Source organism: Sphingopyxis alaskensis RB2256, assembly GCF_000013985.1.
GTDB classification, from domain to species: domain Bacteria; phylum Pseudomonadota; class Alphaproteobacteria; order Sphingomonadales; family Sphingomonadaceae; genus Sphingopyxis; species Sphingopyxis alaskensis.
Map to the genome: position 1 here is coordinate 2948307 of NC_008048.1, position 25247 is coordinate 2973553.

Below are 25247 nucleotides of genomic sequence, written 5' to 3' on the forward strand. Positions count from 1 at the left end.
TTCTCCGGCGCCTAAGCCGCCACCACTTCCTCGCTCTGACTGGTTGCCGCTTCCAGCAGGCGTTTCTCCAATGTCTTGACCCGCGCCGGGCTGTCGATCTTGTCGCCGATCAGGTCGGTGACATAAAAGGTGTCGACCGCGCGTTCGCCATAGGTGGCAACATGGGCGCTGTGGACCGTGACCTTCGACTGGAAGAGCGCATAGGCGAGCTGGTTGAGCAGCGCGGGGCGGTCCTGCGCATTGACCTCGATCACGGTGAACCGGTTCGACGCCTTGTTGTCGACGAAGACATTGGGGGCGACGCGGAACGCCTCGGCGCGAGTGCGCGGGAGGGCGCGGGCTTCGAGTTTGGGAAGCAGTTTCTGGCGGTTGGCGAGCGCGTCCTCGATCGCGCGGGTCAACCGGGCGATCTGCCCCGTTTCGGCGAAGGGACGACCGAGCGGATCCTGCACCAGAAAATTGTCGAGCGCGAGGCCGTCGCGCGTCGTGTGGATGCGCGCGTCGATGATATTGCCGCCGGCCAGATGAATGCCCCCCGCGATGCGATAAAAGAGCCCCGGATGGTCGGCCGCAAGTACCATCACCAGCGTCGCGCCGCGGTCATCGTCGGGGACCGCGGCGATGTGCAGCGGTGCGTCGCCCGCCTGGCGGATATGGACGAGGTTGGCGGCGATGACCTCGACCGGCTCGGCGATCCAGTAACTTTCGGGCAGGCGCTTTGCCACCTTGTCGAACGTCTTGCGGTCGAAGCCGAACTGCGCCGCGACCGCTTCCTTCTTGCTCGCGATGCGCTGTTCGCGGCCCTTCTGCTTGTGGCCGAGGCGCAGCACTTCCTCGGCCGCGTCGTAGAGTTCGCTGAGCAATTGCCGTTTCCAGCTGTTCCACACGCCGGGGCCGACCGCGCGGATATCGACGACGGTGAGGACGAGCAGCAGGCGGAGCCGTTCGGGGCTTTGCACGATTTGCGCGAAGTCGAGGATCGTCTTGAAATCGGCGAGGTCACGCTTGAACGCGGTCGCCGACATGAGCAGGTGATAGCGCACGAGCCATGACACGGTCTCGGTCTCCGCCTCGCTCAAACCCAGCCGCGGGCATACGCGCAAAGCCAGTTCGGCGCCGAGCACGCTGTGGTCGCCGCCGCGCCCCTTGGCGATGTCGTGCAGCAGCACCGCGACATAGACGACGCGCCGCGAATGGATCTGCCCCATGATCGCGGTCGAAAGCGGGTGGTCCTCCTTCAGCCGCCCCTGTTCGATGTCGGCGAGCAGCCCGATCGCGCGGATCGTATGTTCGTCGACGGTATAATGGTGATACATGTCGAACTGCATCTGCGCGACGACGCGGCCGAAATCGGGCACGAAGCGGCCGAACACCCCCGCCTCGTTCATCCAGCGCAGCACCGTTTCGGGGTCGCGCGGACTGGTGAGCACGTCGAGGAACAGCGCGTTGGCGCGCGCGTCGCGGCGTACGCCCTGCGTCTCGATCAGCTTCGCGTCGTGGCGCGCCTGACGCATCGCCTGCGGGTGGATTTCAAGACCGTGCTTGTCGGCAAGCGCGAAAATCTCGATCAGCCGCACCGGGTCGGCGGCGAAAAAATCGTCCGACGGCAGCGCGAGGCGGCCACGGTCGAGGACAAAGCCATTGAGCTTGCCCGGCCGCCGCCGGATCGACGGGAGGAAGCGGCGGCCACGCGCCGCCATCTGGTCGTCGAGATGCGCAAGGAAGGTGCCGGTCAGGTCGCCGACGCTTTTGGCATGGAGGAAATAGAGTTGCATGAAGCGTTCGACCGCGCTCTTGCCGGGGCGGTCGGCGAATTTCATGCGGCTCGCGATCTCGCGCTGAAAATCGAAGGTCAGCCGGTCCTCGGCGCGGCCCGCGAGGACATGGAGGTGGCAGCGCACCGCGAGCAGGAAATTTTCGGCGCGCGCGAACTGCTTGAGCTCGCGCGCCGTCAGCAGCCCGGCATCGACCAGCTCGGGCACCGTGCGTACGCGGTGGATGAACTTGCCGATCCAGAACAAGGTGTGGAGGTCGCGCAGCCCGCCCTTGCCCTCCTTCACATTGGGTTCGACGACGTACCGCGAATCCCCCATGCGTTTGTGGCGCTCGTCGCGTTCCGCAAGCTTTTCGGCGACGAAGGCGCGCGCATTGCCCGCGACCACCTCGGCGTCGAAGCGCGCCGCGGCCTGATCGTAAAGCTCGCGGTCGCCCCAGATGAAGCGCCCTTCGAGCAGCGCGGTGCGGATGGTGAGGTCATCCTTGGCGGCGCGTACCATTTCGTCGAGCGAACGGCTGGAATGGCCGACCTTCAGCCCCAGATCCCAGAGCGTATAGAGCTGCGCCTCGATCGCCTGTTCGGTCCAGCTCGTCTGCTTGAACGGGGTGAGGAAGCCGATGTCGATGTCGCTGTGGGGCGCCATTTCGCCGCGGCCATAGCCGCCGACCGCGATCAAGGTGATGCGCTCGCCCGCCGAGCGGTTGTTCGCCGGGTAAAGATGCTCAACGGTGAAGTCGTGGCTGAGCCGGACGAGCTGGTCGATCAGGAAAGCGGTCGTCTGCGCCGCGACGCGCCCCGACGAGGGATGCGCGAGCAGGCGGCGCTCGACCTCCGCGCGGCCGTCCTCGAGCGCCGCTCTGAGCAGCACGACCATCGCGCGGCGGCGCGCGGCCGCATCCTGTGTTTCGGCGGCGATCGTATCGAGCTGTCCCGCAAGCGCACGGCGGTCGATGATCGCGCGCCAGTTCGAAAGCGAGTGAAAGGGATGGGCCATCGCCCCCTGTTTAGGGTGCCCGCCGCGCCAGCGCCAGTGTCCGTGCATCGCCAAGTGAGATTTTACTCTTTTAATGAGACAAAAATCTCATTAAAAGCTCGGCCAACTTTCTTCGATTCCGATGGGAGCGCCGACGATGACCCTTAGCCGTGCGACGATGGACCGCATAATGGATGAGCATTTCGCCTTTGAAATGCGTGACGATGTCGAGGGCGTGCTCGCGACGCTTGCCGAGGACGTCGAGCATGACATCGTCGGCGCCCCGACCGGCGCGACCGAGGGGCGCGAGGCGGCACGAGGCTTTTACGAAGCGCTGTTCTCGGATCTTGCCGACGGCCGGGTGACGACGATCCGTCGCCTCTATGGCGATGATTTTCTGATCGACGAATCGCAGTGGAGCGGCCGCGCGCCGGGCCGGCCGTTCGGCATTGCCGGCGGCAACCGCCCCTTGTCGTTCCGCCTGCTGCACGTCGTCCAGTTTCGACCCAACGGTGCGATCGCGCGGGAAAATGTCTGGATCGACCTCGCTGCGATCCAGCAACAGCTCGCCTTGGGCTGACATGGGGATTCGCACAAACCAGCGCCGCCGGACGCGCAAGGATCTGCTCGAGGCGGCGGCGCGGCTGATCGACGAAGGGCGGATGCCGACGCTCGAGGAAGTGGCCGCCGAAGCGCTCGTCGCGCGCGCGACCGCCTATCGCTATTTTCCGAACGTCGAGGCGTTGCTGCGCGAAGCCGCGCTCGACATCGCCGTGCCCGAGCCCGCGACGCTCTTCGACGCTGCGGCGCCCGCAGACCCGGTGGCGCGCGCGCAGCGCGTCGACACGGCGCTTCACGACATGGTGTGCGCCAATGAATCGGCGCTTCGGCTGATGCTCGCGCATACGCTCGAACGCAGCGCCACGCGCGAGAAGGCGAGCAGTGTGCCGCTGCGACAGAATCGCCGCGCAGCGCTGATTGACGCGGCGCTCGAACCACTTGCGGAGACACTCGCCCCCGCCGCGCACGACCGGCTGGCCAAGGCGCTCGGCCTGCTCGTCGGAACCGAAGCCTTCATCGCCTGCAAGGATGTGCTGCAACTAGGCGATGCCGAAGCGCGCGCGGTCAAGGCGTGGGCGATCGGCGCGCTCGTCGAGGTGGCCATGAAACAGTCCCGGAGCAAGAGCAAATGATCGTCGACATCGCGCCGCTCGGCGAAGGCGACCTGGCCACCGCCGACCGGATCTTCCGCCTTGCCTTCGGCACCTTTCTCGGCCTTCCCGATCCGGTACAGTTCATGGGCGACGCCACGCTCGTCGCGCCGCGCTGGCGGGCAGCGCCCGAGGCGAGCTTCGGCGCCTATATCGATGGCGAACTCGTCGGTTCGAACCTCGCGGCGCGCTGGGGCCGCTTCGGCTTCTTCGGTCCGCTGACCATCCATCCCGACCATTGGGGCAGAGGCATCGCCAGCCGGCTGGTCGCGGCGACAATGGAGGCATTCGACCGCTGGGGCATTGCTCAGCGCGGACTGTTTACCTTTCCCGACAGTGCCAAGCATATCAGCCTTTATGGCAAGTTCGGTTTTGTCCGCCAGGCCCCGACCCGGGTGATGGTGCGTGGAACGGGCGCGACAAAGGGCACCGCCGCACGGGCGTCGGCGATGGATGCCGATGCGTTCGCGAGCGCGATGCTGGCGGCGCAGGCGCTCACCGCCGCGATCGAGCCGGGTCTGGACCTCTCGAGCGAGATCGCCGCCGTGGCGGTGCAGCGCCTCGGCGATACGCTGTTCCTCCATGACGACGGGGGGCTGGCGGGCTTTGCCGTCTGCCATGTCGGCGCGGGCAGCGAGGCAGGCAGCGACGCCGCCTATGTCAAGTTTGGCGCGGTCCGCCCCGGCGCCGGCGCATCCGGTCGTTTTGCCCGCCTGATCGACACCTGCGACGCCTTTGCCGCATCCGCGGGCGCAGCACGGCTGATTGCAGGGGTCAACGCCGCGCGCAACGAAGCGCTGCGGATGATGGTCGACGCAGGTTTTGCTCCGATGATCGAAGGTGTCGCGATGCAGCAGCCCGACCGACCGGGGTTCAATCGCCCCGATTGTTTCGTGATCGACGACTGGCGCTAGGAGCGCGCAATGTCCTTGAGGCGATAGAGCACATCGAGCGCGTCGCGCGGGGTGAGCGCGTCGGGGTCGATGGCGGCGAGCGCGTCGCGGAGTGCGTCCCTTGCGGCCACCGGGGCCTCGGCGAGCGTCGCGGCGAAGAGCGGCAGATCGTCGAGCCCCGCGGCGAGGCCGCCGGTTTTCTCGCGCCCCGCCTCTAGCTTTGCCAGCACCGTTTCGGCGCGCTTGACGACCGCGGGGGGAACGCCTGCGAGGCGTGCGACGGCGAGGCCGTAGCTGCGATCGGCTGGCCCCGCGGCAACCTCGTGGAGCAGGACGAGATCGCCCTGCCATTCGCGCGCGCGGACATGGTGGAGCGAGAGCGCGTCCAGCGTTTCGGCGAGGCGTGTCAGCTCGTGATAATGGGTCGCGAACAGGCATCGACACTTGTTCACTTCATGCACCGCCTCGACCACCGACCAGGCGAGCGCGAGCCCGTCATAGGTCGAGGTGCCGCGCCCGACCTCGTCGAGGATGACGAAGCTGTCGGGGGTCGCCTGCGCGAGGATCGCCGCCGTCTCGACCATCTCGACCATGAAGGTCGAGCGTCCGCGCGCGAGATTGTCGCTCGCGCCGACGCGGCTGAACAGCCGGTCGACGAGTCCGAGCCGCGCCGATGCCGCCGGAACGAAACCGCCCGCCTGCGCGAGCACGATAATCACCGCATTCTGGCGCAGGAAGGTCGATTTGCCGCCCATGTTCGGCCCGGTGACGAGCCAAAGCCGGTCGGTTTCCGACAGCGAGACATCATTGGGCACAAAGCGTTCGCCCGCCTTGGCCAGCGCCGCCTCGACCACCGGATGCCGACCGCCGACGACCTCGAGACAGGGCACGTCGGCAAGGTCGGGACGGCACCAATTGTGACTCATCGCATGGTCGGCGAGCGCGGCGGCGACGTCGAGGCGCGCGAGCACGTCGCAGCTTGCGGCGATCGCCTCGCGCCGCGCCACCGCCGCTGCGGTCAGCGCTTCGAGATGCGCGGCCTCGGCGGCGACCGCATGGACCCCCGCCTGCGTCACGCGCATCGCCGCGTCGTGCAGGTCGGCCGAGTTGAAGCGCACGACGCCCGCGAGCGTCTGGCGGTGGGTGAAGCCGCTCCCCTCCGCCATCAGCGCGTCGGCGTGCTTCGCGGGCACCTCGACATGATAGCCGAGCACGCCATTGTGACGGATCTTGAGCGAGGCGATGCCGGTGCGGTCGCGATATTCGGCTTCCAGCGCCGCAATTGCCTTGCGCCCGTCGCGCGCGGTTTCGCGCAGCGCATCGAGCGCATGATCGTAACCTTCGGCGATATAGCCGCCCTGCGCGGCATCGACCGGCGGCGTTTCGACGAGCGCGCGCGTCAGCTCGTCGACGAGCGCGCCATGGCCGTCGAGGCCGGGGAGCAGGCGCGCGAGCAGCGGCGGCAGGTCGGCGCGCCGCGCGAGCCGTTCGCGCAAGCTTCGCGCGCCGCCGAGCGCGTCGCGCAACTGCGCCAGATCGCGCGGGCCGCCGCGCCGCGCGACGAGGCGCCCCAGCGCGCGCCCGGCGTCGGGCAGCGCACGGAGCGCCGCGCGCAAATCGCCGCGCCACAGCGCATCTTGCGCGAGCGCATCGACGAGATCGAGCCGGTCGAGGATCGCCGCGCGGTCGGTGAGCGGGCTCGCAAGATCGTCGGCGAGCAGGCGCGCGCCCGCCGCGGTGACGGTACGGTCGATCGTGCCGAGCAGGCTGCCCTCGCGCGTTCCGGCCATCGTGCGGACGAGTTCGAGGCTTTCGCGCGTCGCGGCGTCGATCGCCATGCGGTCCGACGCAAGGTGGCGCACCGGCGGCTGGAGGAAAGTCGGGCCGCCGGTCCCGACATGGTCGAGATAGGCAAGCAGCGCGCCCATCGCGGCGATTTCGCTGCGTGAAAACTGGCCGAAGCCGTCGAGCGTCCGAACGCCGAAAAATGCTTCGAGCCGTTTCTGTGCGGCGGTGCTGGCAAAGTCCGACGCCGGACGACGCACGACCTGCCGCGCCGACGAGATCGGCAGGTCTTCGGCGCTTTCGCTGAGCAGCAGTTCGGACGGCGCCAGCCGCGCGAGTTCGGCGTCAACGGCATCGGGGCGCACCGTGACGACCTCGAACCGCCCGGTCGAGATGTCGGCGGCGGCGATCGCCACCTCGCGCTCGCCGCCGACCTCTGCCAGCGCGGCGAGGCGATTGGCGCTGCGCCCTTCGAGCAGGCTTTCCTCGGTCAGCGTGCCCGCGGTGACGAAGCGCACAATGTCGCGCGCGACGAGCGCCTTCGACCCGCCGCGCGCCTTGGCTTCGGCGGGCGTTTCGACCTGCTCGGCGATCGCGACGCGGTGCCCCGCGCGGATCAGCCGCGCGAGATAGGATTCAGCGGCGTGAACCGGCACCCCGCACATCGGCACCGGCTGTCCGTCATGTTCGCCGCGCGAGGTCAGCGCGATGTCGAGCGTCGCCGCGGCCGCCTTGGCATCGTCGAAGAACAGCTCGAAAAAATCGCCCATCCGATAGAAGAGCAGGCAGTCGCCCGCCTTCTCCTTCAGGGCCCAGTACTGCGCCATCATCGGCGTCGCGCCGGACGCGGCGGCGTTGCTGTTGGCGGGACGGGGAGCGGTGGCGGCCATCGCCCCCTGCTTAGTGATTGGGGGCGGCATGGCAAGGTCGGAGGGGAGATGAGGCTGGAATGGCGGGTGTGGGGTGGGGGAGCTGCCATAAAGCCCTCTCCCCTTCAGGGGAGAGGGTTGGGAGAGGGGGACCATCCAAACCCCTCTCAACTCCGGCTAGCCAGCAAGCTGGCAAGCCTGCGTATCTCTCCCCTGAAGGGGAGAGAGCCACTATGTCCTCTTCCGGTCGCTTCCTGCCCTTCGTCATCCTGGACTTGACCCGGGATCCATGGCTGCACCGTCGTTATGGACCCCGGATCAAGTCCGGGGTGACGACGATCGACTATCCTCCCCTTCGCCACCCACACCCAACATTGGCGGTTACATTTTCGCGAGGTCGCGTTAGGGGAAAGGCTCGGGCGCGCATCTTGTGGATCATATGAGAGGATTGAATATGGACGGCGGTAGCAAGGTGCAGTTTTCCGACCGCGAGGCCCTGCTTTACCACGAACATGGCCGACCGGGGAAAATCGAGATCGTCGCGTCGAAGCCGATGGCGACGCAGCGCGATCTGAGCCTTGCCTATTCGCCCGGCGTCGCGGTGCCGGTGAAAGCGATCGCCGAAGATCCCGCCAGGGCCTATGACTATACGATCAAGGGCAATCTGGTCGCCGTCATCTCGAACGGGACCGCGATCCTGGGGCTCGGCAACCTCGGCGCGCTCGCGTCGAAACCGGTGATGGAAGGCAAGGCGGTGCTGTTCAAGCGCTTTGCCGACGTCGATTCGATCGATCTCGAGGTCGATACCGAAGACCCGCAGCGTTTCATCGAGGCGGTCGAACTGCTCGCGCCGAGCTTTGGCGGCATCAACCTGGAAGACATTGCCGCGCCCAATTGTTTCATCATCGAGGCCGCGCTGAAAGAGCGGATGAACATTCCGGTGTTCCATGACGACCAGCATGGCACCGCGATCATCACCGCCGCGGGGCTGATCAACGCCTGTTACCTGACCGGGCGCGACCTCGCGACGGTCAAGGTCGTCGTCAACGGCGCAGGGGCGGCGGCGATCGCGTGCACCTCGCTCATCAAATCGATGGGCGTACGCCACGAAAATGTCATCATGTGCGACCGCAAGGGCACGATCTATCAGGGCCGTACCGAGGGCATGGACCAGTGGAAGTCCGCCCACGCCGTCCCGACCGAGGCGCGCGACCTGACCGAAGCGCTGGTCGGCGCCGACGTGTTCCTTGGCCTCTCCGCCGCGGGCGCGCTGAAGCCCGAGATGGTCAAGGACATGGCGCCGGCGCCGATCATCTTTGCGATGGCGAACCCCGATCCCGAAATCTCGCCGCCAGATGCCCGTGCAGCAAGACCTGACGCGATCATCGCGACGGGGCGCTCGGACTATCCGAACCAGGTCAATAATGTGCTGTGCTTCCCCTTCATCTTCCGCGGCGCGCTCGACGTCCACGCGACCGCGATCAACGAGGAGATGAAGATCGCCGCGGCCTATGCAATCGCCGACCTCGCGCGCCAGCAGGTGCCCGAAGAGGTCGCCGCGGCCTATGGCGGGCGCGCGTCGAGCTTTGGCCCCGAATATATCATCCCCTCGCCCTTCGACCCGCGGTTGATGGAAATCGTTCCCGCCGCGGTCGCCAAGGCGGCGATGGCGACGGGCGTCGCGCAGAAACCGATCGCCGATCTCGACGCCTATCGCACGTCCTTGCGCGCGCGGCTCAACCCGACGACCTCGGTGCTCACCCTCGCTTATGAAGCCGCGCGGACCAACCCGAAGCGCGTCGTCTTTGCCGAGGGCGAAGAAGAAACCGTGCTGCGCGCCGCGATCCAGTTCCGCGACGGCGGTTACGGCACACCGGTGCTCGTCGGGCGCGAAGGGCTGCACGACAAGCTGCGCGCGATGGGCGTCGCCGACGCCGAAAGCTTCGAGGTCCACAACAGCGTCAATTCGCCGCATGTCCCCGCGATGGTCGACATGCTCTACGAGCGGCTCCAGCGCCGCGGATATCTGCGCCGCGATGTCGAACGGATGGTCAACCGCGACCGCAACATCTTTGGCTCGCTGCTGCTCAAAATGGGGCTGGGCGATGCGATGATCACCGGCACGACGCGCACCTATTCGCAGACGATGCGCGAAATCCGCCGCGTGATCGACCATGCCGAGGGCAAGACGCCGTTCGGCATCCATGTCCTCGTCGACCAGCATCACACCATCTTCATGGCCGACACGACGGTCAACGAGCGTCCATCGGCCGAAATGCTCGCCGACATCGCCGAACGCACCGCGCAGGTCGCGCGGCGGATGGGGCACGAACCGCGCGTCGCTTTCCTGTCCTATTCGACCTTCGGCAACCCCGAGGGGAGCTGGCTGGAGAATATCCGCGAGGCGGTCGCGATCCTCGACCGGCGCCAGCCCGCCTTCGAATATGAAGGCGAAATGGCGCCCGACGTCGCGCTGAATGCCAAGGTGATGAAAAACTATCCCTTCTGCCGCCTGTCGGGGCCCGCCAATGTGCTGGTGATGCCGGGGCTGCAATCGGCGAACCTGTCGGCGAAGCTGCTGCGCGAACTCGGCGGCGGCGCGGTGATCGGCCCGATGCTGGTCGGTATGGAACATCCCGTGCAGGTCGCGACGATGGCGTCGACCGCATCGGACCTGGTAACGCTGGCCGTGCTCGCCGCGGGCGGGATCGCGCAATAGCATAAGGGCGCGTCGCCCCCGCGAAGGCGGGGACCGTTATCGGGGTAGCGCAAGGCCGCCAGCGGCCCCCGCCTTCGCGGGGGCGACGGCTCTAATCCGTTTCCAGGATTTACGGCCCCGTCGGCGCCCCGGCACCCGGCGCGCCGACGGCGCCGATATTGCCGAAAATATCCTCGAAGAAGCTGCGCTCGCGGCCGAGCGTCGGCGTCTTGTCGCCTTCGGGGCTGATCTTGCTCACCAGTTCGAGCCCGGTGCGGTCGACTGCGGCGACATTGCCCGCGGCATCGAACCGGATACGCAGCACCTGCTGCGCGATCGGCCGCGGCTTGGCGAAGGCAAGCTGGCGCGTTTCGCGCGACACATAATAATATTCGCCGGTCCCGAACTGGCCGACGAAAGTGGGCCGACCGAGCGTGCGTTCGACCGATTCGCGATTGTCGACCCCCGGCGTGATCGCCTCGGTCAGCGCCGGATCGACGACATAGCCCTGCCGCCCCTTGAGCTGCGCGCAACCGCTGGTTGCGAGCAGGGCGGCAAGGCCCAGGAGGACGAGGCGCGCGCGGGGGGCGGAAAAGGCAGGAATCGCATTCGGCATATCAATCTCCGTTGCGCCGGTCCGCCGCTGCGTCGGGCGGTGGCGCTGGCTCTCGCGCCTCTTAACCGCAAGCGGCGATCGCGCACAAGCCGCTTGTGCCGCGGCAAAGCTTGCCACAAGCTGACCGGCGCCCCTTTTCGCGCAGCGCGAATGCACCTAAGCAGCGGCGATGTTTTCCTTACGCAAATGGTTCCGATCCGATCCCGACCCGCGTGAGGCGCGCCGCCCGCTGTGGAATGCGGTGGTCGCCACCGCGCGCGCGCCGCACTGGTATGTCGAAGGCGGCGTTCCCGACACACTCGACGGCCGGTTCGACATGGTGAGCCTGGTGACGGCGCTGGTGCTGCACCGCATCGACGACGACCCCGAACAGGCGCTTGCCGGTGTCCAGCTCACCGAATTGTTCGTGAGCGACATGGACGGGCAGATGCGCCAGATCGGCTTTGGCGACATGGTCGTCGGCAAGCAGGTCGGGCGGATGATGGGGGCGCTCGGCGGACGTCTCGGCGCCTATCGCGCGCCCGACGGATCGGACGCGCTGCGCGCGGCGCTGATCCGCAACCTGTGGCGCGGCAAGGCGCCGGACGACGCGGCGCTGACGCATGTGATGGCCGCGGTAGCGGCGCTGCGCGGCGCGCTTGCCGCGATGCCGGTCGCCGAACTGGTCGCCACCGACCGCCTGCCCGGAGCGCAAGGTTGAGCGCCGCACCCGAGTTTTCGCTGGTCGTCACGCTCGCCGACGCAGCGCATGGCCGCGACATCGCGGTCGAGGCCGACGCTGGCGCGCGCGCGCGGATCGCCGGGCGGCTCGGCCTGATCGCGCTCGATCATTTTGCGCTGACCGCCAGCCTGCGCGCCGTCGCCGGGGGCTTTGCGGCGACGGGCGAGATCAGGGCCAAGGTCGTGCAGGCGTGCGCCGCGACCGCGCTGCCCGTCCCCGCGGGCATCGCCGAGCGCTTCGACCTGCGCTTCCTGCGCGACGTCGATGCCCCGGTGGGCGAGGATGAAGAGATTGAAATCGGCCGCGACGAGCTCGACCTGCTGCCGCTCGAGGGCGACCGCGCCGATCTGGGCGAAGCCGCGGTGCAGACGCTGTCGCTCGCGCTCGACCCCTTTCCGCGCCATCGCGACGCCGACCGCATCCTTGGCGAAAAGGGCGTGCTCAGCGAGGAAGCGGCGGGGCCCTTCGCGGCGCTTGCCAAATTGCGCGGCAAACCCGGCGGTTAGAAACCGTCGCCCCCCGCGAAGGCGGGGGGCGACGGTCGCTTTCAAACGGTAATCGCTAACGGCGCTTGTCGGGCTTCGGCTTCGCGTCTTCCTCAACCAGATCGGCGACCGCGGCGTCGAGGCCCGATTCATCGCCGGGTTCATCCTTCGCCGCGGGGACTTCGGCGTCAGGCGCGTCGGCCTCCTCCGCCGCCTTTTCGTCGCGTGTCGGCGGCAGCGCGCCGCCGAGCGCCTCGGCCAGCCCGCGCAGCTGCTCGCCGATCACCCGGTCGACCGCGGGCGCGATGTCGGCGACCTTGAAGCGCATATAGCCCCCGACGACATAGTCGAAGCGCAGCGCGCTGCCCGTCGGGGTTTCCTTGATCTGGATCGTCAGCGTGGCGTTCAGCGCCTCGCCCTGCAGCGGGCCAAAGGCGCCCGAGAGGCGGAGCAGCTCGTTCGGCCGCGCAAAAAGGATGCGCGCGTGCTGGACGCTGCCGAGCCCGGCGTCGGCGTCCGGCAATTTTTCACAGAAGCAGCCCCCGGCCTGCGAGTCGAGCCAGAAGTTCGCCGCATCGCCCGACCAGCTATGATCCTTTGACCACCAGCTCTGCGGCATCCGCAGCATCTTCCACACATCGGCGGGCGCCGCGGCGACCTGCGCCGTGTGCGCGACGGTGAAGCCGGTTTCGCTCTGGTCGATGACCTTGGCGTTGGTCGCGGGCGCGAACGCAAGCGCGGCCAATGCGGCGACACCTGCAAAATATCCCGAAATTGCCATCAAGCATTTCCCCCCTTGCCCCCTCAATAACGGGCAGCGGCAGGGCTGGCTAGCCAGCGGTGCCGAGGATCGTTTCGATCGCGTCGTTGACCCGGTCGATCGGCGCCATGCCATCGACCCGGGTGACGATGCCCCGCGCTTCATAGATCGGCAGGATCGGCGCGGTCTTCGCCCGATATTCGACCATGCGTGTGCGCACGGTGTCCTCATTGTCGTCGGGACGGCGTTTGAACTCTTTCGACCCGCAAACATCGCAGATGTCGGCGACCTTGGGCAGCTTGTAGCGGTCGTGATAGCCCTCGCCGCACCGGGCGCAACTGAAACGGCCGGTGATGCGATCGACGAGCGCATCCTCATCGACGACGAGTTCGATGACATGGTCGAGCGTGCGCCCGCGTGCCGACAAAATGCCGTCGAGCGCGTCGGCCTGTGCCGCGGTGCGCGGATAGCCATCGAAGATCACCGAAACATCGGGACCGAGTTCGTCGAGCCGCTCGCCGATCAGCCCCGACACGATCGCGTCCGAGACCAGCTCGCCCGCGTCCATCACCGCCTTGGCCTGAAGCCCGATGGGGGTTCCCGCCTTGACCGCGGCGCGCAACATGTCGCCGGTCGACAGCTGGACCATGCCATGCTCATCCTCGAGCCGCGATGCCTGCGTTCCCTTGCCTGCCCCCGGCGGGCCGAGCAGAATGATATTGAGCGTCATGAAAGGCCCCTGTCCCCTGCGTGTTGCCGCCTGCCCTAACGAAGCCGTCAGCGCCGCGCAACGCCACCCTTCAATTTCGCCTTCTTGATCAGGTCGCCATATTGATGCGCGAGCATGTGGCTCTGGATCTGGCTGATCGTGTCGATCGTCACATTGACGATGATCAGCAGGCTGGTGCCGCCGAGGTAGAAAGGCAGCCCCGACTGGGCGATGAAATACTCCGGCACCAGACAGATGACCGCGAGATAGGCCGCGCCGATCACCGTGATGCGCGTCAGCACGAAGTCGAGGTAGGTGGCGGTGTTCTTGCCCGGACGGATGCCGGGGATGAAGCCGTTCTGCTTCTTCAGATTCTCGGCGGTTTCTTCGGGGTTGAAGACGACCGCGACGTAAAAGAAGCAGAAGAAGATGATGCCTGCGGCATAGAGCGCCATATAGAGCGGCTGGCCGTGCGCGAGATATTGATTGAGCGTGATCAGGAAATCGCCCCACGCGGTATCGCCCTGGACATTATTGCCCATCATCTGCGTGACGGTGAGCGGCATGAGCAGCAGCGACGAGGCAAAGATAGGCGGGATGACGCCCGCGGTGTTGACCTTCAATGGCAGGTGGCTGCGATCGGCCTGCATCACCCCGCGCTGCGTCGCGCGCTTCGGATACTGGACGAGGACGCGGCGCTGCGCCCGCTCCATGAAGCTGATGAAGGCGATGATGGCGATGCCGCCGACGATCACCGCGACGACGGTGCCGCCGCCCATCGACCCTTCGCGCACCTGCGTGAACATCTGCGCGAAACTGCGCGGAAGCTGCGCGAGAATGCCCGCCATGATGATGAGCGAGACGCCGTTGCCGATACCGCGGCTGGTGATCTGTTCGCCGAGCCACATCAGGAACAGCGTGCCGCCGACGATCGAGATGACGGCGCCGATGCGGAACATCATGCCGGGATCGACGACCGCGGCGATCCCCTGCGACGCACCGAGCGTTTCGAGACCGACGGCGATGAAATAGCCCTGGACCGCGGTGAGCACGACGGTGCCGTAGCGCGTATATTGGTTGAGCTTCTTGCGCCCGCTTTCGCCCTCTTTCTTGAGAGCGGCAAGGCTGGGCGAAAGCGCCGCGGCGAGCTGCACGACGATCGACGCGGTGATATAGGGCATGACGCCGAGCGCGATGATGCTCATGCGCTCGAGGCTGCCGCCCGAGAAGGTGTTGAAGATGTCGAGCACGCCGCCCGAGGCGGCCTGCGAATAGAGGTTCGCCAGTGCGACGGGGTCGACGCCCGGAAGCGGCACGAACGACAGGAAGCGAAAGACGATCAGCGCGCCGATCGTGAACCAGATGCGGTTCTTGAGTTCGGTCGCCTGACCGAATTTCGAGAAATTGAGGTTGGAAGCAAGCTGGTCGGCGCGAGAGGCCATGGGTGTTTTCCTCGAGGATATCCGGGCCGCGCCCCCCGCGACCCGGCGCCTATGTGCGTTCGCCGATCGCGAAGCGCAAGGGGAAAGGCCTATTTACAGACGCGGCCCTTGCAGGCCCCATCTATCCGTTCGCATCGAGCGAAGTCGAGATGCCCCTCGACCCTATGCCGTTCCGATGGGTGTCTCGACTTCGCTCGACACGAACGGGAAATATCGGTCTTAAAATAACAAAGGGCGGTTCGTGCTGCGAACCACCCTTTGCCTTAAATCAGGCGTTCTTGGCAGCCGCTTCGGCCTTGCGCGTCGCCTTCTTGCCGTCGCCTTCGGGCCTGGCTTCGGGCAGTTCGACCTTGCCGCCGGCCTTTTCGACCGCTTCAATCGCGCCCTTCGACGCGCCCGCGACCGCGAAAGTCACCTTGGCGGTCAGTTCGCCCTTGGCGAGGAGGCGGACGCCGTCCTTGCCACCGCGGGCGACGCCAGCGGCCTTGAGCGCGGCGTGGTCGATCGTCGCCTTGGCGTCGAGCTTCTTCGCGTCGATCAGCTTCTGGACCATGCCCAGATTGACGATCGCGAAATCCTTGCCGAAGATATTGTTGAAGCCGCGTTTCGGGATACGCATGTGGAGCGGCATCTGGCCGCCCTCGAAGCCGTTGATCGCGACGCCGCTGCGCGCCTTCTGGCCCTTCTGGCCGCGGCCGGCGGTCTTGCCCTTGCCCGAGCCGATGCCGCGCCCGACGCGCATCCGGCCCTTGCGGGCGCCATTGTTGTCACGCAGTTCGTTAAGCTTGATCGTCATGTCTTGCACTCGCTTTCGCTATGTTCGCGCTATGGATAAAGCCCCTCCCCTTCAGGGGAGGGCGTATTCCGTGTTAGTCGATCACCTCGACCATGTGCGGAAGCTTGCGGATCATGCCGCGCACCTCCGGCGTGTCGACCAGTTCGACCTCGCGGTGCATCTTGCCCAGGCCGAGGCCGGTCAGGATCTTGCGCTGGTCCTTCGGACGGCGGATCGGCGAACCGATCTGGCGGATCTTGATCTTCTTGTCGGCCATCGTCTTACTCCGTCACCGCCGCGGCTTCGGCCTCGGCTGCGCGGTCGGACGCACCGCCACGCTTGATCAGGTCCGAAACCTTCTTGCCGCGGCGCTGCGCGACCGACTTCGGGCTCGTCTGTTCGCCGAGCGCCTCGAAGGTCGCGCGGATCATGTTATAGGGGTTCGAGGTGCCGACCGACTTGGTCACCACATCGGCAACGCCCAGCGATTCGAACACGGCGCGCATCGGGCCACCGGCGATGATGCCGGTCCCGGCGGGCGCCGAACGCAGCGTCACATTGCCGGCGCCGAAGTGGCCGCGACCGTCATGGTGCAGCGTGCGGCCGTCGCGCAGCGGAACGCGGATCATCGCCTTCTTCGCGGCAGCGGTCGCCTTCGAAATGGCTTCGGGCACTTCGCGCGCCTTGCCATGGCCGAAACCGGCGCGGCCCTTGCCGTCGCCGACGACGACGAGCGCGGCGAAACCGAAGCGCTTGCCGCCCTTCACCGTCTTCGACACGCGGTTGATGTGGACGAGCTTTTCGATCAGCTCTTCGCCGCCATCCTCATCGCGCGGGCGACGGTCGTCGCGGCGACCACGGCCACCGTCACGCCCGCCACGGCCGCCATCGCGGCCGCCACCGCCACGACCGCGACGCGGTGCCTGGCTCGTGACTTCGGCGTTGGTGGCTTCGGGGGCCAGGGTCGCTTCGGGCTGGTTGCCCGGACCGGTGCTGTTTTCGTCTGCCATGATTAGAACTCCAATCCGCCTTCGCGCGCCGCGTCGGCCAGCGCCTTGATGCGCCCGTGGAACAGGAAGCCGCCACGGTCGAACACGACCTGCGTCACGCCCGCCTTCTTGGCGGCGGCGGCAAGGCGCTTGCCGACATCGGCAGCCGCCGCGGTGGTCGCACCCGTCTTGCCGCGGACATCCTTGTCGAGCGTCGAGGCGGCGGCCAGCGTCGTGCCGGCGGCATCATCAATAAGCTGCGCATAGATGTGGCGGCCCGAACGGTGCACCGACAGGCGCGGACGCCCGGCGGCGCGCTGGCGGAGCGCAGTGCGGACGCGCTGGCGGCGTTTTTCGAATTGGGTAAGATGTGCCATGGCTTACTTCTTCTTGCCTTCTTTGCGGAAGATGTACTCGCCGCGATATTTGATGCCCTTGCCCTTATAGGGTTCGGGCTTGCGCCAGCGGCGGATTTCCGCCGCAACCTGGCCGACCTGCTGCTTGTCGATGCCGCTGATCTCGATCGTCGTGTTGTCCGGCGTCTTGATCTCGATACCGTCGGGCACCGCGAAATCGACATCGTGGCTGTAGCCAAGCTGCAGCTTCAGATTCTTGCCCTGCGCGTTGGCGCGATAGCCGACACCGGTGATTTCGAGCACCTTGGTGAAACCCTCGGTCACGCCCGTGACGAGATTCTGCACCAGTGTGCGCTGCATGCCCCAGAAGGCGCGGGCTTCACGGCTGTCGTTCGCGGGCTGCACCGAAATGCTGCCGTCGCCGACTTCATATTTGATATTGTCCGACAGCGACATCGCGAGCGTGCCCTTCGGCCCCTTGACCGACAGCTGGCCGCCGTCGATCGCGGCGGTGACGCCGCTCGGGATTTCGACTGCCTTTTTCCCAATGCGCGACATCAGAACACCTCCGCCAGCACTTCGCCGCCGACATTCTGCTCGCGGGCTTCGGCATCCGACAGGACGCCCCGCGGCGTCGACACGATGGTGATGCCAAGGCCGTTGCGCACGATCGGCAGCTCTTTCGAGCCCGAATAGACGCGGCGGCCCGGCTTGGACACGCGGGCCACGTGGCGGATCGCCGGCTGGCCCTCGAAATACTTCAGCTCGATGCGGATGCCCTTGTGCTGGCCCTTCGCGCCCAGCGCTTCTTCGCTGTAGCCGCGGATATAGCCTTCGCGCTGGAGCACGTCGAGGACACGGACGCGCAGCGTCGAAGCCGGCGTCAGGACGCTGTCCTTCTTCGCCTGCTGGCCGTTGCGGATGCGGGTGAGCATATCACCCAAAGGATCGGTCATTGCCATCTTGCGTCTTCCTTACCAGCTCGACTTCACAACGCCGGGGATCAGGCCCTTGTTGGCCAGATCGCGGAGCTGCACACGGCACAGCCGGAACTTGCGATAATAGGCGCGCGGCCGGCCCGTCAGCTCGCACCGGTTGCGGATGCGGGTCGGGTTGCCGTTGCGCGGGATTTCCGCCATCTTGAGGCGCGCGATCAGCCGTTCGCCATCGTCGAGCGAGCTATCCGCGGCTATCGCCTTCAGCTTCGCATAACGGCCGGCATATTTCTTCACCAGCTTCTTGCGACGCTCATTCTTGTTCACCGAACTCAGTTTCGCCATGACTTAAGTTCTCTTTCCTTCTTGAAAGAGCCTGCCTGGTCCCTTGAAAGGGATCAGGCGGCTTCCTTTTCCTGCGCTTCGATCGGGAAGGGGAAGCCGAACAGCCTGAGCAGTTCGCGGGCCTCTTCGTCGGTGCGAGCGGTGGTGGTGACGATCACGTCCATGCCGCGCACCTGGTCGATGCGGTCATAGTTGATCTCGGGGAAGATGATCTGCTCTTTCAGGCCCATGGCATAGTTGCCACGGCCATCGAAGCTTTTCGCCGATACGCCGCGGAAGTCGCGGATGCGCGGCATCGCGATCGTGATCAGCCGGTCGAGGAACTCGTACATGCGTTCGCGGCGCAGCGTGACCTTGCAACCGATCGGCATGCCTTCGCGCAGCTTGAACTGCGCGATCGACTTCTTCGCCTTGGTGACGACGGGCTTCTGACCGGCGATGAGCTCCATCTCGGCAGCGGCCGCTTCGACCTTCTTCTTGTCCTGCGTGGCTTCGCCGACACCCATGTTGAGGGTGATCTTCTCGATCTTCGGCACTTCCATCGCATTTTTATAACCAAACTTGTCGGTCATCGCCTTGACGATCTTGTCGTCATACAGCTTCTTCATGCGCGGGGTGTAATTGTCAGCCATTGATCGTCTCCCCGGACTTCACGGCCACGCGGACCTTCTTGCCGTCCCTGGTTTCAAAACGAACGCGCGTCGGCTTGCCGGTCTTGGGGTCGGCCAGCGCGACCTTGCTCGCGAACAGCGGCGCTTCCTTGCGTTCGAGACCGCCCTGCGGGTTCTGCTGGGTCGGCTTGCGGTGACGGGTGATGACATTGACGCCCGCAACGACGACCTTGCCGTCCTTCGGCAGCGCCTGCGTCACTTCACCGGTCTTGCCCTTGTCCTTGCCGGACAGGACGACGACCGTGTCGCCCTTCTTGATCTTGTTCGCCATGGTCAGAGCACCTCCGGCGCCAGGCTGATGATCTTCATATAGCCGCGGCCGCGCAGTTCGCGGACGACGGGGCCGAAGATACGCGTGCCGATCGGCTCTTCATTCTTGTTGACGAGCACGGCGGCGTTGCTGTCGAACCGGATCACCGACCCGTCGGCGCGGCGCACATCCTTGGCGGTGCGGACGATGACGGCGCGATGCACGTCGCCCTTCTTCACCTTGCCGCGCGGCTGCGCCTCCTTGATCGACACGACGATGACGTCGCCCACGCCGGCGGTGCGACGCTTCGACCCGCCCAGCACCTTGATGCACTGGACACGCTTCGCGCCGCTGTTGTCGGCGACTTCCAATTGTGACTGCATCTGGATCATCGATGCATTTCCTTCTTCCTTGGCCTACCGGGCCGTCCCGGCGGTTCCGTGAAAATCTGACGAAGCCCTCAGGCTTCGGCCGCTTTCGCCTTGGTCGAGGTTTCGACCTTGTCGAGCACCTTCCAGGTCTTCAGCTTCGAAATCGGCTTCGTTTCCTCGATGCGGACGGTTTCGCCAGCCTTGATGGCGTTGTCCTCATCGTGGGCGTGATACTTTTTCGAACGGCGGATGATCTTGCCGTACAGAGGGTGCTTCACCTTCCGCTCGACCTTCACCACGACGGTCTTGTCGCCCTTGTCGGACACCACCGTGCCGGTCAGAATGCGCTTCGGCATGACGTGTCTCCTTATTTCGCGGCCGAGCGCGCACGCTCGGTCTGCACGGTCTTGATGCGGGCGATCGAGCGCCGCACTTCCTTGACGCGCGAAGCCTTTTCGAGCTGGCCGGTCGCCGCCTGGAAGCGGAGGTTGAACGCCTCGCGCTTGAGTTCGCCGAGCTGTTCGGCGAGCTGATCGTCGGTCTTGGCCTTGAAATCGTCGGTCTTGGCCATGTCCTTAGCCCTCCAGGTGCGAGGTGTCGCCGAGGCGGGCGATCACCTTCGTCTTGATCGGCAGCTTCATCGCCGCACGCTCGAATGCCAGCGCGGCCACGGGGCCGGGAACGCCGTCGAGTTCGAACAGGATGCGACCGGGCTTGACGCGGGCGGCCCAGTATTCGGGCGAACCCTTGCCCTTGCCCATGCGGACTTCGGCCGGCTTCGACGACACGGGGACGTCGGGGAAGATACGGATCCACAGGCGGCCCTGGCGCTTGATCGCGCGGCTGATCGCGCGGCGCGCCGCTTCGATCTGGCGCGCGGTGATGCGCTCGGGTTCCATCGCCTTCAGGCCATAGGAGCCGAAGTTCAGGCTGGTTCCGCCCTTGGCATTGCCATGGATGCGGCCCTTGAAAGCCTTGCGGAACTTGGTTTTTTTCGGTTGCAGCATGTCAGCGTTCCTTAGCGGCGATCTTCACGCGCCGGACGGACACCCGTCGTCTGCGCATCGAGCATCAGACGGTCGGTCGCCATCGGGTCGTGACCCAGTATCTCGCCCTTGAAGATCCACACCTTGATCCCGCACACGCCATAGGCGGTGTGCGCTTCGGCCTCGGCATAATCGACATTGGCGCGCAGCGTGTGCAGCGGCACCCGGCCTTCGCGATACCATTCGGTGCGTGCGATTTCCGCGCCGCCCAGACGGCCGGCGCAGTTGATGCGGATGCCTTCGGCGCCGAGACGCATCGCCGACTGGACGGCGCGCTTCATCGCGCGGCGGAAGGCGACGCGGCGTTCGAGCTGGTCGGCGATGCCCTGCGCGACGAGCTTGGCGTCAACTTCGGGCTTGCGGATTTCGACGATGTTCAGCGACACGTCGCTGCCCGTCATCTCGCCCAGCTTCTTGCGCAGCTTTTCGATGTCGGCGCCCTTCTTGCCGATGATGACGCCCGGACGGGCGGCATAGATCGACACGCGGCACAGCTTGGCGGGACGCTCGATCACGACCTTCGAGATCGCCGCCTGCGGCAGGGCCTTGAACACATATTGGCGGATCTTCAGATCCTCGACCAACATGCGGCCATAGTCTTCGCCTTCGGCGAACCAGCGGCTGTCCCAGGTGCGGTTGACCTGCAGGCGCAGGCCGATCGGATTGCTCTTCTGGCCCATCTTACGCCTCTTCTTCCTGTTCGCGCACGACGATGCGGATGCGGCTGAACGGCTTGACGATCCGGGTCGACTTGCCGCGGCCGCGTGCGTGCCAGCGCTTCATCGAGAGCGACTTGCCGACGCTCGCTTCCTTGACGACGAGGGCGTCGACGTCGAGATTGTGGTTGTTTTCCGCGTTGGCGACGGCGCTGGCGAGAACCTTGCGCACGTCGACGGCCATCGCCTTCTTCGAAAAGGCGAGGACGTTCATCGCGTCTTCGACCTTGCGGCCGCGGATCAGCGCGGCGACGAGGTTGAGCTTCTGCGCCGAGCCGCGGATCTGCGTGCCGACCGAGAGCGCCTCATTGTCCGCAACGCGGCGGGGGGACTTTTCCTTGCCCATTAGCGTTTGCCCTTCTTGTCAGCCGCGTGGCCGGGGAAGAAGCGCGTCGGCGCAAATTCACCCAGTTTCATGCCGACCATGTCTTCATTGACCGACACCGGCACGAACTTGCGGCCGTTGTAGACGTTGAAGGTCAGCCCGACGAACTGCGGCAGGATGGTGGACCGGCGCGACCAGGTCTTGATCGGGGCAGTGCTGCCGCCTTCCTGGGCCGTTTCGGCTTTCTTGAGGAGATGAAGGTCCACGAACGGACCCTTCCAGACCGAGCGAGCCATGGCTTACCTCTTCTTCTTCGCGTGACGCGACCGGATGATCATCTTGTCGGTCGACTTGTTGTGACGGGTCCGGGCGCCCTTGGTCGGCTTGCCCCACGGGGTGACCGGATGACGACCGCCCGAGGTGCGGCCTTCGCCACCGCCGTGCGGGTGATCGACCGGGTTCTTGGCGACACCGCGCGTCAGCGGGCGCTTGCCGAGCCAGCGGTTGCGGCCGGCCTTGCCCAGATTGGTGTTCTGGTTGTCGGGGTTCGACACCGCGCCGACCGTGCCCATGCACTCGCCGCGGATGTACCGCTGTTCGCCCGAACCGAGACGCACGATGACAAGGCCGCGGTCACGACCGACGACCTGCGCATAGGTGCCGGCCGAACGGGCGATCTGGCCGCCCTTGCCCGGCTTCATCTCGATATTGTGGACGATCGTGCCGACCGGCATCTGCGCGAGTTCCATCGCATTGCCAGGCTTCACGTCGGTTTTCTTGCCCGCGACGATCGTGTCGCCGACCGCCAGGCGCTGCGGCGCCAGGATATAGGCGAGTTCGCCGTCCTCATATTTGACGAGGGCGATGAACGCCGTGCGGTTGGGGTCATATTCCAGCCGTTCGACGGTCGCCGGCACGTCCCACTTGCGACGTTTGAAGTCGATAAAGCGGTACTTCTGCTTGTGGCCGCCGGCGATGCCGCGCGAGGTCACATGCCCCTTGTTGTTGCGACCCCCGGTCTTGCGCTTGCCTTCGGTCAGCGCCTTGACGGGCTTGCCCTTCCACAGCGCCGACTTGTCGACGAGGATCAGGCCGCGCTGTCCGGGGCTCGTCGGATTATAGGATTTGAGTGCCATTTTTTCTGCCTTCCCCTATCCGTCAGACGCCGGTGGTGACGTCGATCGACTGGCCTTCGGCCAGGCGGACGATCGCCTTCTTCACGTCGCTGCGGGTGTAGGGCTTGCCCTTCCAGCGCTTGGTCTTGCCCTTGGTGACGAGCGTGTTCACGCCCACCACCTTGACATCGAACAGCGCCTCGACGGCGGCCTTGATCGCGGGCTTGGTCGCGTCGCGCGCGACCTTGAACACCACGGCGTTGTTTTCGCTGAGCAGCGTCGACTTTTCGGTGATCACCGGAGCGAGGATCACGTCATAGTGCCGTGCGTCGACTGTTTTTGCCTTAGCCATTGCAGCGTGCCTCCAGCTTTTCGACCGCCGCGCGGGTCAGGACCAGCGTGTCGGCACGGACGATGTCATAGACATTGGCACCGATCGCGGGCAGCGCATCGACACCGATCAGGTTGGCCGAAGCCATCGCGAAGCTTTCGTGAACCGCGTCCCCGTCGATGAACAGCGCGCGCTTGCCGAGGTCGAGCTTGCCGAGCTTGCCGGCGAGCGCCTTGGTCTTCGCGTCCTTGAGCTCGAGCGTGTCGATGACGACGAGCTTGCCGCCCTTCGCCTTGTCGCTCAGCGCCATCTTGAGGCCGAGGGTGCGGATCTTCTTGTTCAGCGAGTGACCGAAGGTGCGGGCCCGCGGGCCGTGCGCCTTGCCGCCGCCGATGAAGATCGGCGCCCGGCGGTCGCCGTGACGCGCCGTACCGCCGCCCTTCTGGCGACCGAACTTCTTGCCGGTGCGGGCGACGTCGCTGCGCTCGCGGGCGGCGCGGGCCGGGCCGCGGCGCTTTTCGAGCTGCCAGGCGACGACACGGTGCAGGATGTCGGCACGCGCATCGAGCCCGAAGACGTCGTCGTTAAGGTCGATGTCGGCGCCAGCCTTGCCATCGAGGGTCTGAACCTTGATCTTCATGATCAGGACTCCTGTGCGCCGTCGGTCGCCGCGGTGTCGACGACAGCCTCTTCGGCCGGCGTTTCGACCGGCGCGTCAGCCGGGGCAGTGTTTGTGTTGGCCGCGCTCTTGATGCTCGCCGGATAGGGAGCCTCGGGGTGGCGCGGCAGCTTCACCGCATCGCGGACGAGCAGCCAGCCGCCCTTCGATCCGGGGACCGAACCCTTGACGAAGAGAAGGCCGCGCTCGGCATCGGTGCGGACGATTTCGAGATTCTGCTGGGTGCGGTTGCGCGCGCCCATGTGACCGGCCATCTTCTTGTTCTTGAAGACGCGGCCCGGATCCTGGCGGTTGCCCGTCGAACCATGCGCACGGTGGCTGATCGAAACGCCGTGGGTGGCGCGCATACCGCCGAAGCCCCAGCGCTTCATCGCGCCGGCAAAGCCCTTGCCCTGCGTCACGCCCTGAATGTCGACCATCTGGCCGGCGACGAAATGGTCGGCCGACAGTTCGGCGCCGACGTCGAGCGTCGCGTCGTCGGCGACGCGGAACTCGACGAGCTTCGCCTTGGGTTCGACCTCGGCCTTGCCATAGGCGCCGCGCTGCGGCTTGGCGACATTCTTCGCCTTCGCCGTGCCGGCACCCAGTTGAACGGCCACATAGCCGTCGCGTTCCTTATCGCGCACGGAAACGACCTGACAGCCTTCAAGGCTCAGGACGGTGACGGGCACATGGCGGCCATCATCCTGAAACAGGCGGGTCATCCCCATTTTTTTCGCGATCACGCCAGTCCGCATGATCCATACTCCTGAACAGAGGCCGGGCGGACCATTCCGCACGGCTTGCGAGACCCCGTCGGACCTGTCCGACGAGAACCCTCCCAGCCCATATTTCGATGCGTCGCCCCGTCCGGGCTGAGGTGCCGCCATCCCGAAGGAAGGCGGCGAGACGGGGGACGCAGCCCGGACCAAATCTCTTCCGAAGAAGACGTCCGGCGGTATCCTCCGAAACCTGTTGTGTTCCTGCAAAAGCAGGAACCCAGGGCGGCTTCAGCGCGGCCGGTCGGCCGCTTCTACCCTGGGCTCCGGACCAGGTCCGGAGCACGTTGGCCTTACGCCAACTTGATCTCGACATTCACGCCCGCGGCAAGGTCGAGCTTCATCAGCGCGTCGACCGTCTGCGGGGTGGGCTGCACGATGTCGAGCAGCCGCTTGTGGGTGCGCACCTCGAACTGCTCGCGCGACTTCTTGTCGATGTGCGGGCCGCGGTTCACGGTGAATTTTTCAATGCGCGTCGGCAGCGGGATCGGACCGCGAATGAGTGCGCCCGTGCGACGTGCCGTGTCGGCGATGTCGGTGGTGGCCTGATCGAGCACGCGGTGATCAAAGGCCTTCAGGCGAATGCGAATATTCTGCGTTTCCATGACTGTTCCAGTCGAATCCCGTCTAACGATGCGAAAGAGCC

At 66.0% G+C, this 25247-nt stretch carries 33 protein-coding genes; 6 read left to right on the forward strand and 27 right to left on the reverse strand.

All coding sequences use genetic code 11. The features are described from left to right. Positions 1–11: 11 nt before the first annotated feature. Positions 12–2771, reverse strand: coding sequence for a [protein-PII] uridylyltransferase (locus SALA_RS14190; protein WP_041383404.1), 2760 nt, complete (start codon positions 2769–2771; stop codon positions 12–14). 136 nt (positions 2772–2907) lie between these two features. On the opposite strand from SALA_RS14190, the gene SALA_RS14195 reads away from it, so the two are divergent. Genes SALA_RS14195 through SALA_RS14205 form a run of 3 tightly spaced genes read left to right on the forward strand, consistent with a single transcriptional unit; the run spans position 2908 to position 4875 of the window. Then, on the forward strand, positions 2908–3330 hold the full coding sequence (locus SALA_RS14195; RefSeq protein WP_011543058.1) for an ester cyclase: 423 nt from the start codon (positions 2908–2910) through the stop codon (positions 3328–3330). Between the two features lies 1 nt (position 3331). Continuing rightward, entirely contained in the window at positions 3332–3943 is a 612-nt protein-coding gene (locus tag SALA_RS14200; protein WP_011543059.1) for a TetR/AcrR family transcriptional regulator, read from the forward strand. Continuing rightward, positions 3940–4875: a GNAT family N-acetyltransferase gene (locus SALA_RS14205; protein WP_011543060.1), complete on the forward strand. Its 936-nt coding sequence runs from the start codon at positions 3940–3942 to the stop codon at positions 4873–4875. The genes SALA_RS14200 and SALA_RS14205 overlap by 4 nt, the downstream gene beginning before the upstream one ends. Here SALA_RS14205 and mutS read toward each other — a convergent pair. After that, complete coding sequence (gene mutS, locus SALA_RS14210; RefSeq protein ID WP_041383405.1) at positions 4872–7529, reverse strand: DNA mismatch repair protein MutS; 2658 nt, start codon at positions 7527–7529, stop codon at positions 4872–4874. The genes SALA_RS14205 and mutS overlap by 4 nt on opposite strands. A 433-nt stretch (positions 7530–7962) precedes the next feature. On the opposite strand from mutS, the gene SALA_RS14215 reads away from it, so the two are divergent. Next, positions 7963–10227, forward strand: a complete 2265-nt coding sequence (locus SALA_RS14215) for an NADP-dependent malic enzyme (RefSeq protein WP_011543062.1) — start codon at positions 7963–7965, stop codon at positions 10225–10227. Positions 10228–10336: 109 nt separating this feature from the next. On the opposite strand, the gene SALA_RS14220 is transcribed toward SALA_RS14215, so the two are convergent. Then, positions 10337–10822, reverse strand: a complete 486-nt coding sequence (locus SALA_RS14220) for an outer membrane protein assembly factor BamE (protein WP_011543063.1) — start codon at positions 10820–10822, stop codon at positions 10337–10339. A 169-nt stretch (positions 10823–10991) separates the two neighbouring features. Here SALA_RS14220 and SALA_RS14225 point away from each other — a divergent pair, with 169 nt between their 5' ends. Both SALA_RS14225 and SALA_RS14230 read left to right on the forward strand, forming a co-directional pair. Next, positions 10992–11522 carry a ubiquinol-cytochrome C chaperone family protein gene (locus tag SALA_RS14225; RefSeq protein ID WP_011543064.1) on the forward strand — a complete coding sequence of 177 codons (531 nt, stop codon included), beginning with the start codon at positions 10992–10994 and terminating at the stop codon, positions 11520–11522. Beyond that, positions 11519–12049: a YceD family protein gene (locus SALA_RS14230; RefSeq protein ID WP_011543065.1), complete on the forward strand. Its 531-nt coding sequence runs from the start codon at positions 11519–11521 to the stop codon at positions 12047–12049. Before SALA_RS14225 ends, SALA_RS14230 begins: the two co-directional genes overlap by 4 nt. Before the next feature lie 55 nt (positions 12050–12104). On the opposite strand, the gene SALA_RS14235 is transcribed toward SALA_RS14230, so the two are convergent. From SALA_RS14235 to rpsJ, 24 genes are all read right to left on the reverse strand, one after another. After that, positions 12105–12809 (reverse strand): hypothetical protein, encoded by a 705-nt coding sequence (locus SALA_RS14235; protein ID WP_011543066.1) that lies wholly within the window; start codon positions 12807–12809, stop codon positions 12105–12107. Positions 12810–12858: 49 nt separating this feature from the next. Continuing rightward, a complete protein-coding gene (locus SALA_RS14240) occupies positions 12859–13518 on the reverse strand; it encodes an adenylate kinase (protein WP_011543067.1) in 660 nt (219 codons plus the stop codon). Positions 13519–13565: 47 nt separating this feature from the next. Further along, positions 13566–14939, reverse strand: coding sequence for a preprotein translocase subunit SecY (secY, locus tag SALA_RS14245; protein ID WP_011543068.1), 1374 nt, complete (start codon positions 14937–14939; stop codon positions 13566–13568). Positions 14940–15207: 268 nt separating this feature from the next. Further along, on the reverse strand, positions 15208–15735 hold the full coding sequence (rplO, locus tag SALA_RS14250; protein ID WP_011543069.1) for a 50S ribosomal protein L15: 528 nt from the start codon (positions 15733–15735) through the stop codon (positions 15208–15210). Positions 15736–15808: 73 nt separating this feature from the next. Continuing rightward, positions 15809–15991 carry a 50S ribosomal protein L30 gene (rpmD, locus tag SALA_RS14255; protein WP_011543070.1) on the reverse strand — a complete coding sequence of 61 codons (183 nt, stop codon included), beginning with the start codon at positions 15989–15991 and terminating at the stop codon, positions 15809–15811. Positions 15992–15995: 4 nt separating this feature from the next. After that, positions 15996–16724 carry a 30S ribosomal protein S5 gene (gene rpsE, locus SALA_RS14260; RefSeq protein WP_011543071.1) on the reverse strand — a complete coding sequence of 243 codons (729 nt, stop codon included), beginning with the start codon at positions 16722–16724 and terminating at the stop codon, positions 15996–15998. Positions 16725–16726: 2 nt separating this feature from the next. Further along, entirely contained in the window at positions 16727–17080 is a 354-nt protein-coding gene (rplR, locus tag SALA_RS14265) for a 50S ribosomal protein L18 (RefSeq protein ID WP_011543072.1), read from the reverse strand. A gap of 3 nt (positions 17081–17083) precedes the next feature. Beyond that, on the reverse strand, positions 17084–17617 hold the full coding sequence (rplF, locus tag SALA_RS14270; RefSeq protein WP_011543073.1) for a 50S ribosomal protein L6: 534 nt from the start codon (positions 17615–17617) through the stop codon (positions 17084–17086). Beyond that, complete coding sequence (gene rpsH, locus SALA_RS14275; RefSeq protein ID WP_011543074.1) at positions 17617–18021, reverse strand: 30S ribosomal protein S8; 405 nt, start codon at positions 18019–18021, stop codon at positions 17617–17619. Before rpsH ends, rplF begins: the two co-directional genes overlap by 1 nt. Positions 18022–18033: 12 nt before the next feature. Further along, positions 18034–18339, reverse strand: a complete 306-nt coding sequence (rpsN, locus tag SALA_RS14280; protein ID WP_011543075.1) for a 30S ribosomal protein S14 — start codon at positions 18337–18339, stop codon at positions 18034–18036. 53 nt (positions 18340–18392) lie between these two features. Then, positions 18393–18971 (reverse strand): 50S ribosomal protein L5, encoded by a 579-nt coding sequence (gene rplE, locus SALA_RS14285; RefSeq protein WP_011543076.1) that lies wholly within the window; start codon positions 18969–18971, stop codon positions 18393–18395. Beyond that, positions 18964–19281: a 50S ribosomal protein L24 gene (rplX, locus tag SALA_RS14290; RefSeq protein WP_011543077.1), complete on the reverse strand. Its 318-nt coding sequence runs from the start codon at positions 19279–19281 to the stop codon at positions 18964–18966. The genes rplE and rplX overlap by 8 nt, the downstream gene beginning before the upstream one ends. A 2-nt stretch (positions 19282–19283) precedes the next feature. Continuing rightward, entirely contained in the window at positions 19284–19652 is a 369-nt protein-coding gene (gene rplN, locus SALA_RS14295; protein WP_011543078.1) for a 50S ribosomal protein L14, read from the reverse strand. Between the two features lie 68 nt (positions 19653–19720). Beyond that, complete coding sequence (rpsQ, locus tag SALA_RS14300; protein WP_011543079.1) at positions 19721–19987, reverse strand: 30S ribosomal protein S17; 267 nt, start codon at positions 19985–19987, stop codon at positions 19721–19723. Between the two features lie 11 nt (positions 19988–19998). After that, positions 19999–20202 (reverse strand): 50S ribosomal protein L29, encoded by a 204-nt coding sequence (gene rpmC / locus SALA_RS14305; protein WP_011543080.1) that lies wholly within the window; start codon positions 20200–20202, stop codon positions 19999–20001. Positions 20203–20206: 4 nt separating this feature from the next. Further along, complete coding sequence (rplP, locus tag SALA_RS14310) at positions 20207–20638, reverse strand: 50S ribosomal protein L16 (protein ID WP_011543081.1); 432 nt, start codon at positions 20636–20638, stop codon at positions 20207–20209. Positions 20639–20649: 11 nt separating this feature from the next. Then, a complete protein-coding gene (rpsC, locus tag SALA_RS14315; RefSeq protein ID WP_011543082.1) occupies positions 20650–21357 on the reverse strand; it encodes a 30S ribosomal protein S3 in 708 nt (235 codons plus the stop codon). A gap of 1 nt (position 21358) precedes the next feature. Next, positions 21359–21739, reverse strand: coding sequence for a 50S ribosomal protein L22 (gene rplV / locus SALA_RS14320; protein WP_011543083.1), 381 nt, complete (start codon positions 21737–21739; stop codon positions 21359–21361). Continuing rightward, positions 21739–22014, reverse strand: a complete 276-nt coding sequence (gene rpsS / locus SALA_RS14325; protein WP_011543084.1) for a 30S ribosomal protein S19 — start codon at positions 22012–22014, stop codon at positions 21739–21741. Before rpsS ends, rplV begins: the two co-directional genes overlap by 1 nt. Positions 22015–22017: 3 nt before the next feature. Further along, the gene (rplB, locus tag SALA_RS14330) at positions 22018–22854 is read right to left on the reverse strand and encodes a 50S ribosomal protein L2 (protein WP_011543085.1); all 837 of its coding nucleotides are present in this window, start codon (positions 22852–22854) and stop codon (positions 22018–22020) included. 22 nt (positions 22855–22876) lie between these two features. Then, positions 22877–23185 (reverse strand): 50S ribosomal protein L23, encoded by a 309-nt coding sequence (locus SALA_RS14335; protein WP_011543086.1) that lies wholly within the window; start codon positions 23183–23185, stop codon positions 22877–22879. Then, positions 23178–23804 carry a 50S ribosomal protein L4 gene (gene rplD, locus SALA_RS14340; protein WP_011543087.1) on the reverse strand — a complete coding sequence of 209 codons (627 nt, stop codon included), beginning with the start codon at positions 23802–23804 and terminating at the stop codon, positions 23178–23180. Before rplD ends, SALA_RS14335 begins: the two co-directional genes overlap by 8 nt. A gap of 2 nt (positions 23805–23806) precedes the next feature. Continuing rightward, positions 23807–24580 carry a 50S ribosomal protein L3 gene (gene rplC, locus SALA_RS14345; protein WP_011543088.1) on the reverse strand — a complete coding sequence of 258 codons (774 nt, stop codon included), beginning with the start codon at positions 24578–24580 and terminating at the stop codon, positions 23807–23809. A gap of 314 nt (positions 24581–24894) precedes the next feature. Then, complete coding sequence (gene rpsJ / locus SALA_RS14350) at positions 24895–25206, reverse strand: 30S ribosomal protein S10 (protein WP_011543089.1); 312 nt, start codon at positions 25204–25206, stop codon at positions 24895–24897. Between the last annotated feature and the right edge of the window lie 41 nt (positions 25207–25247).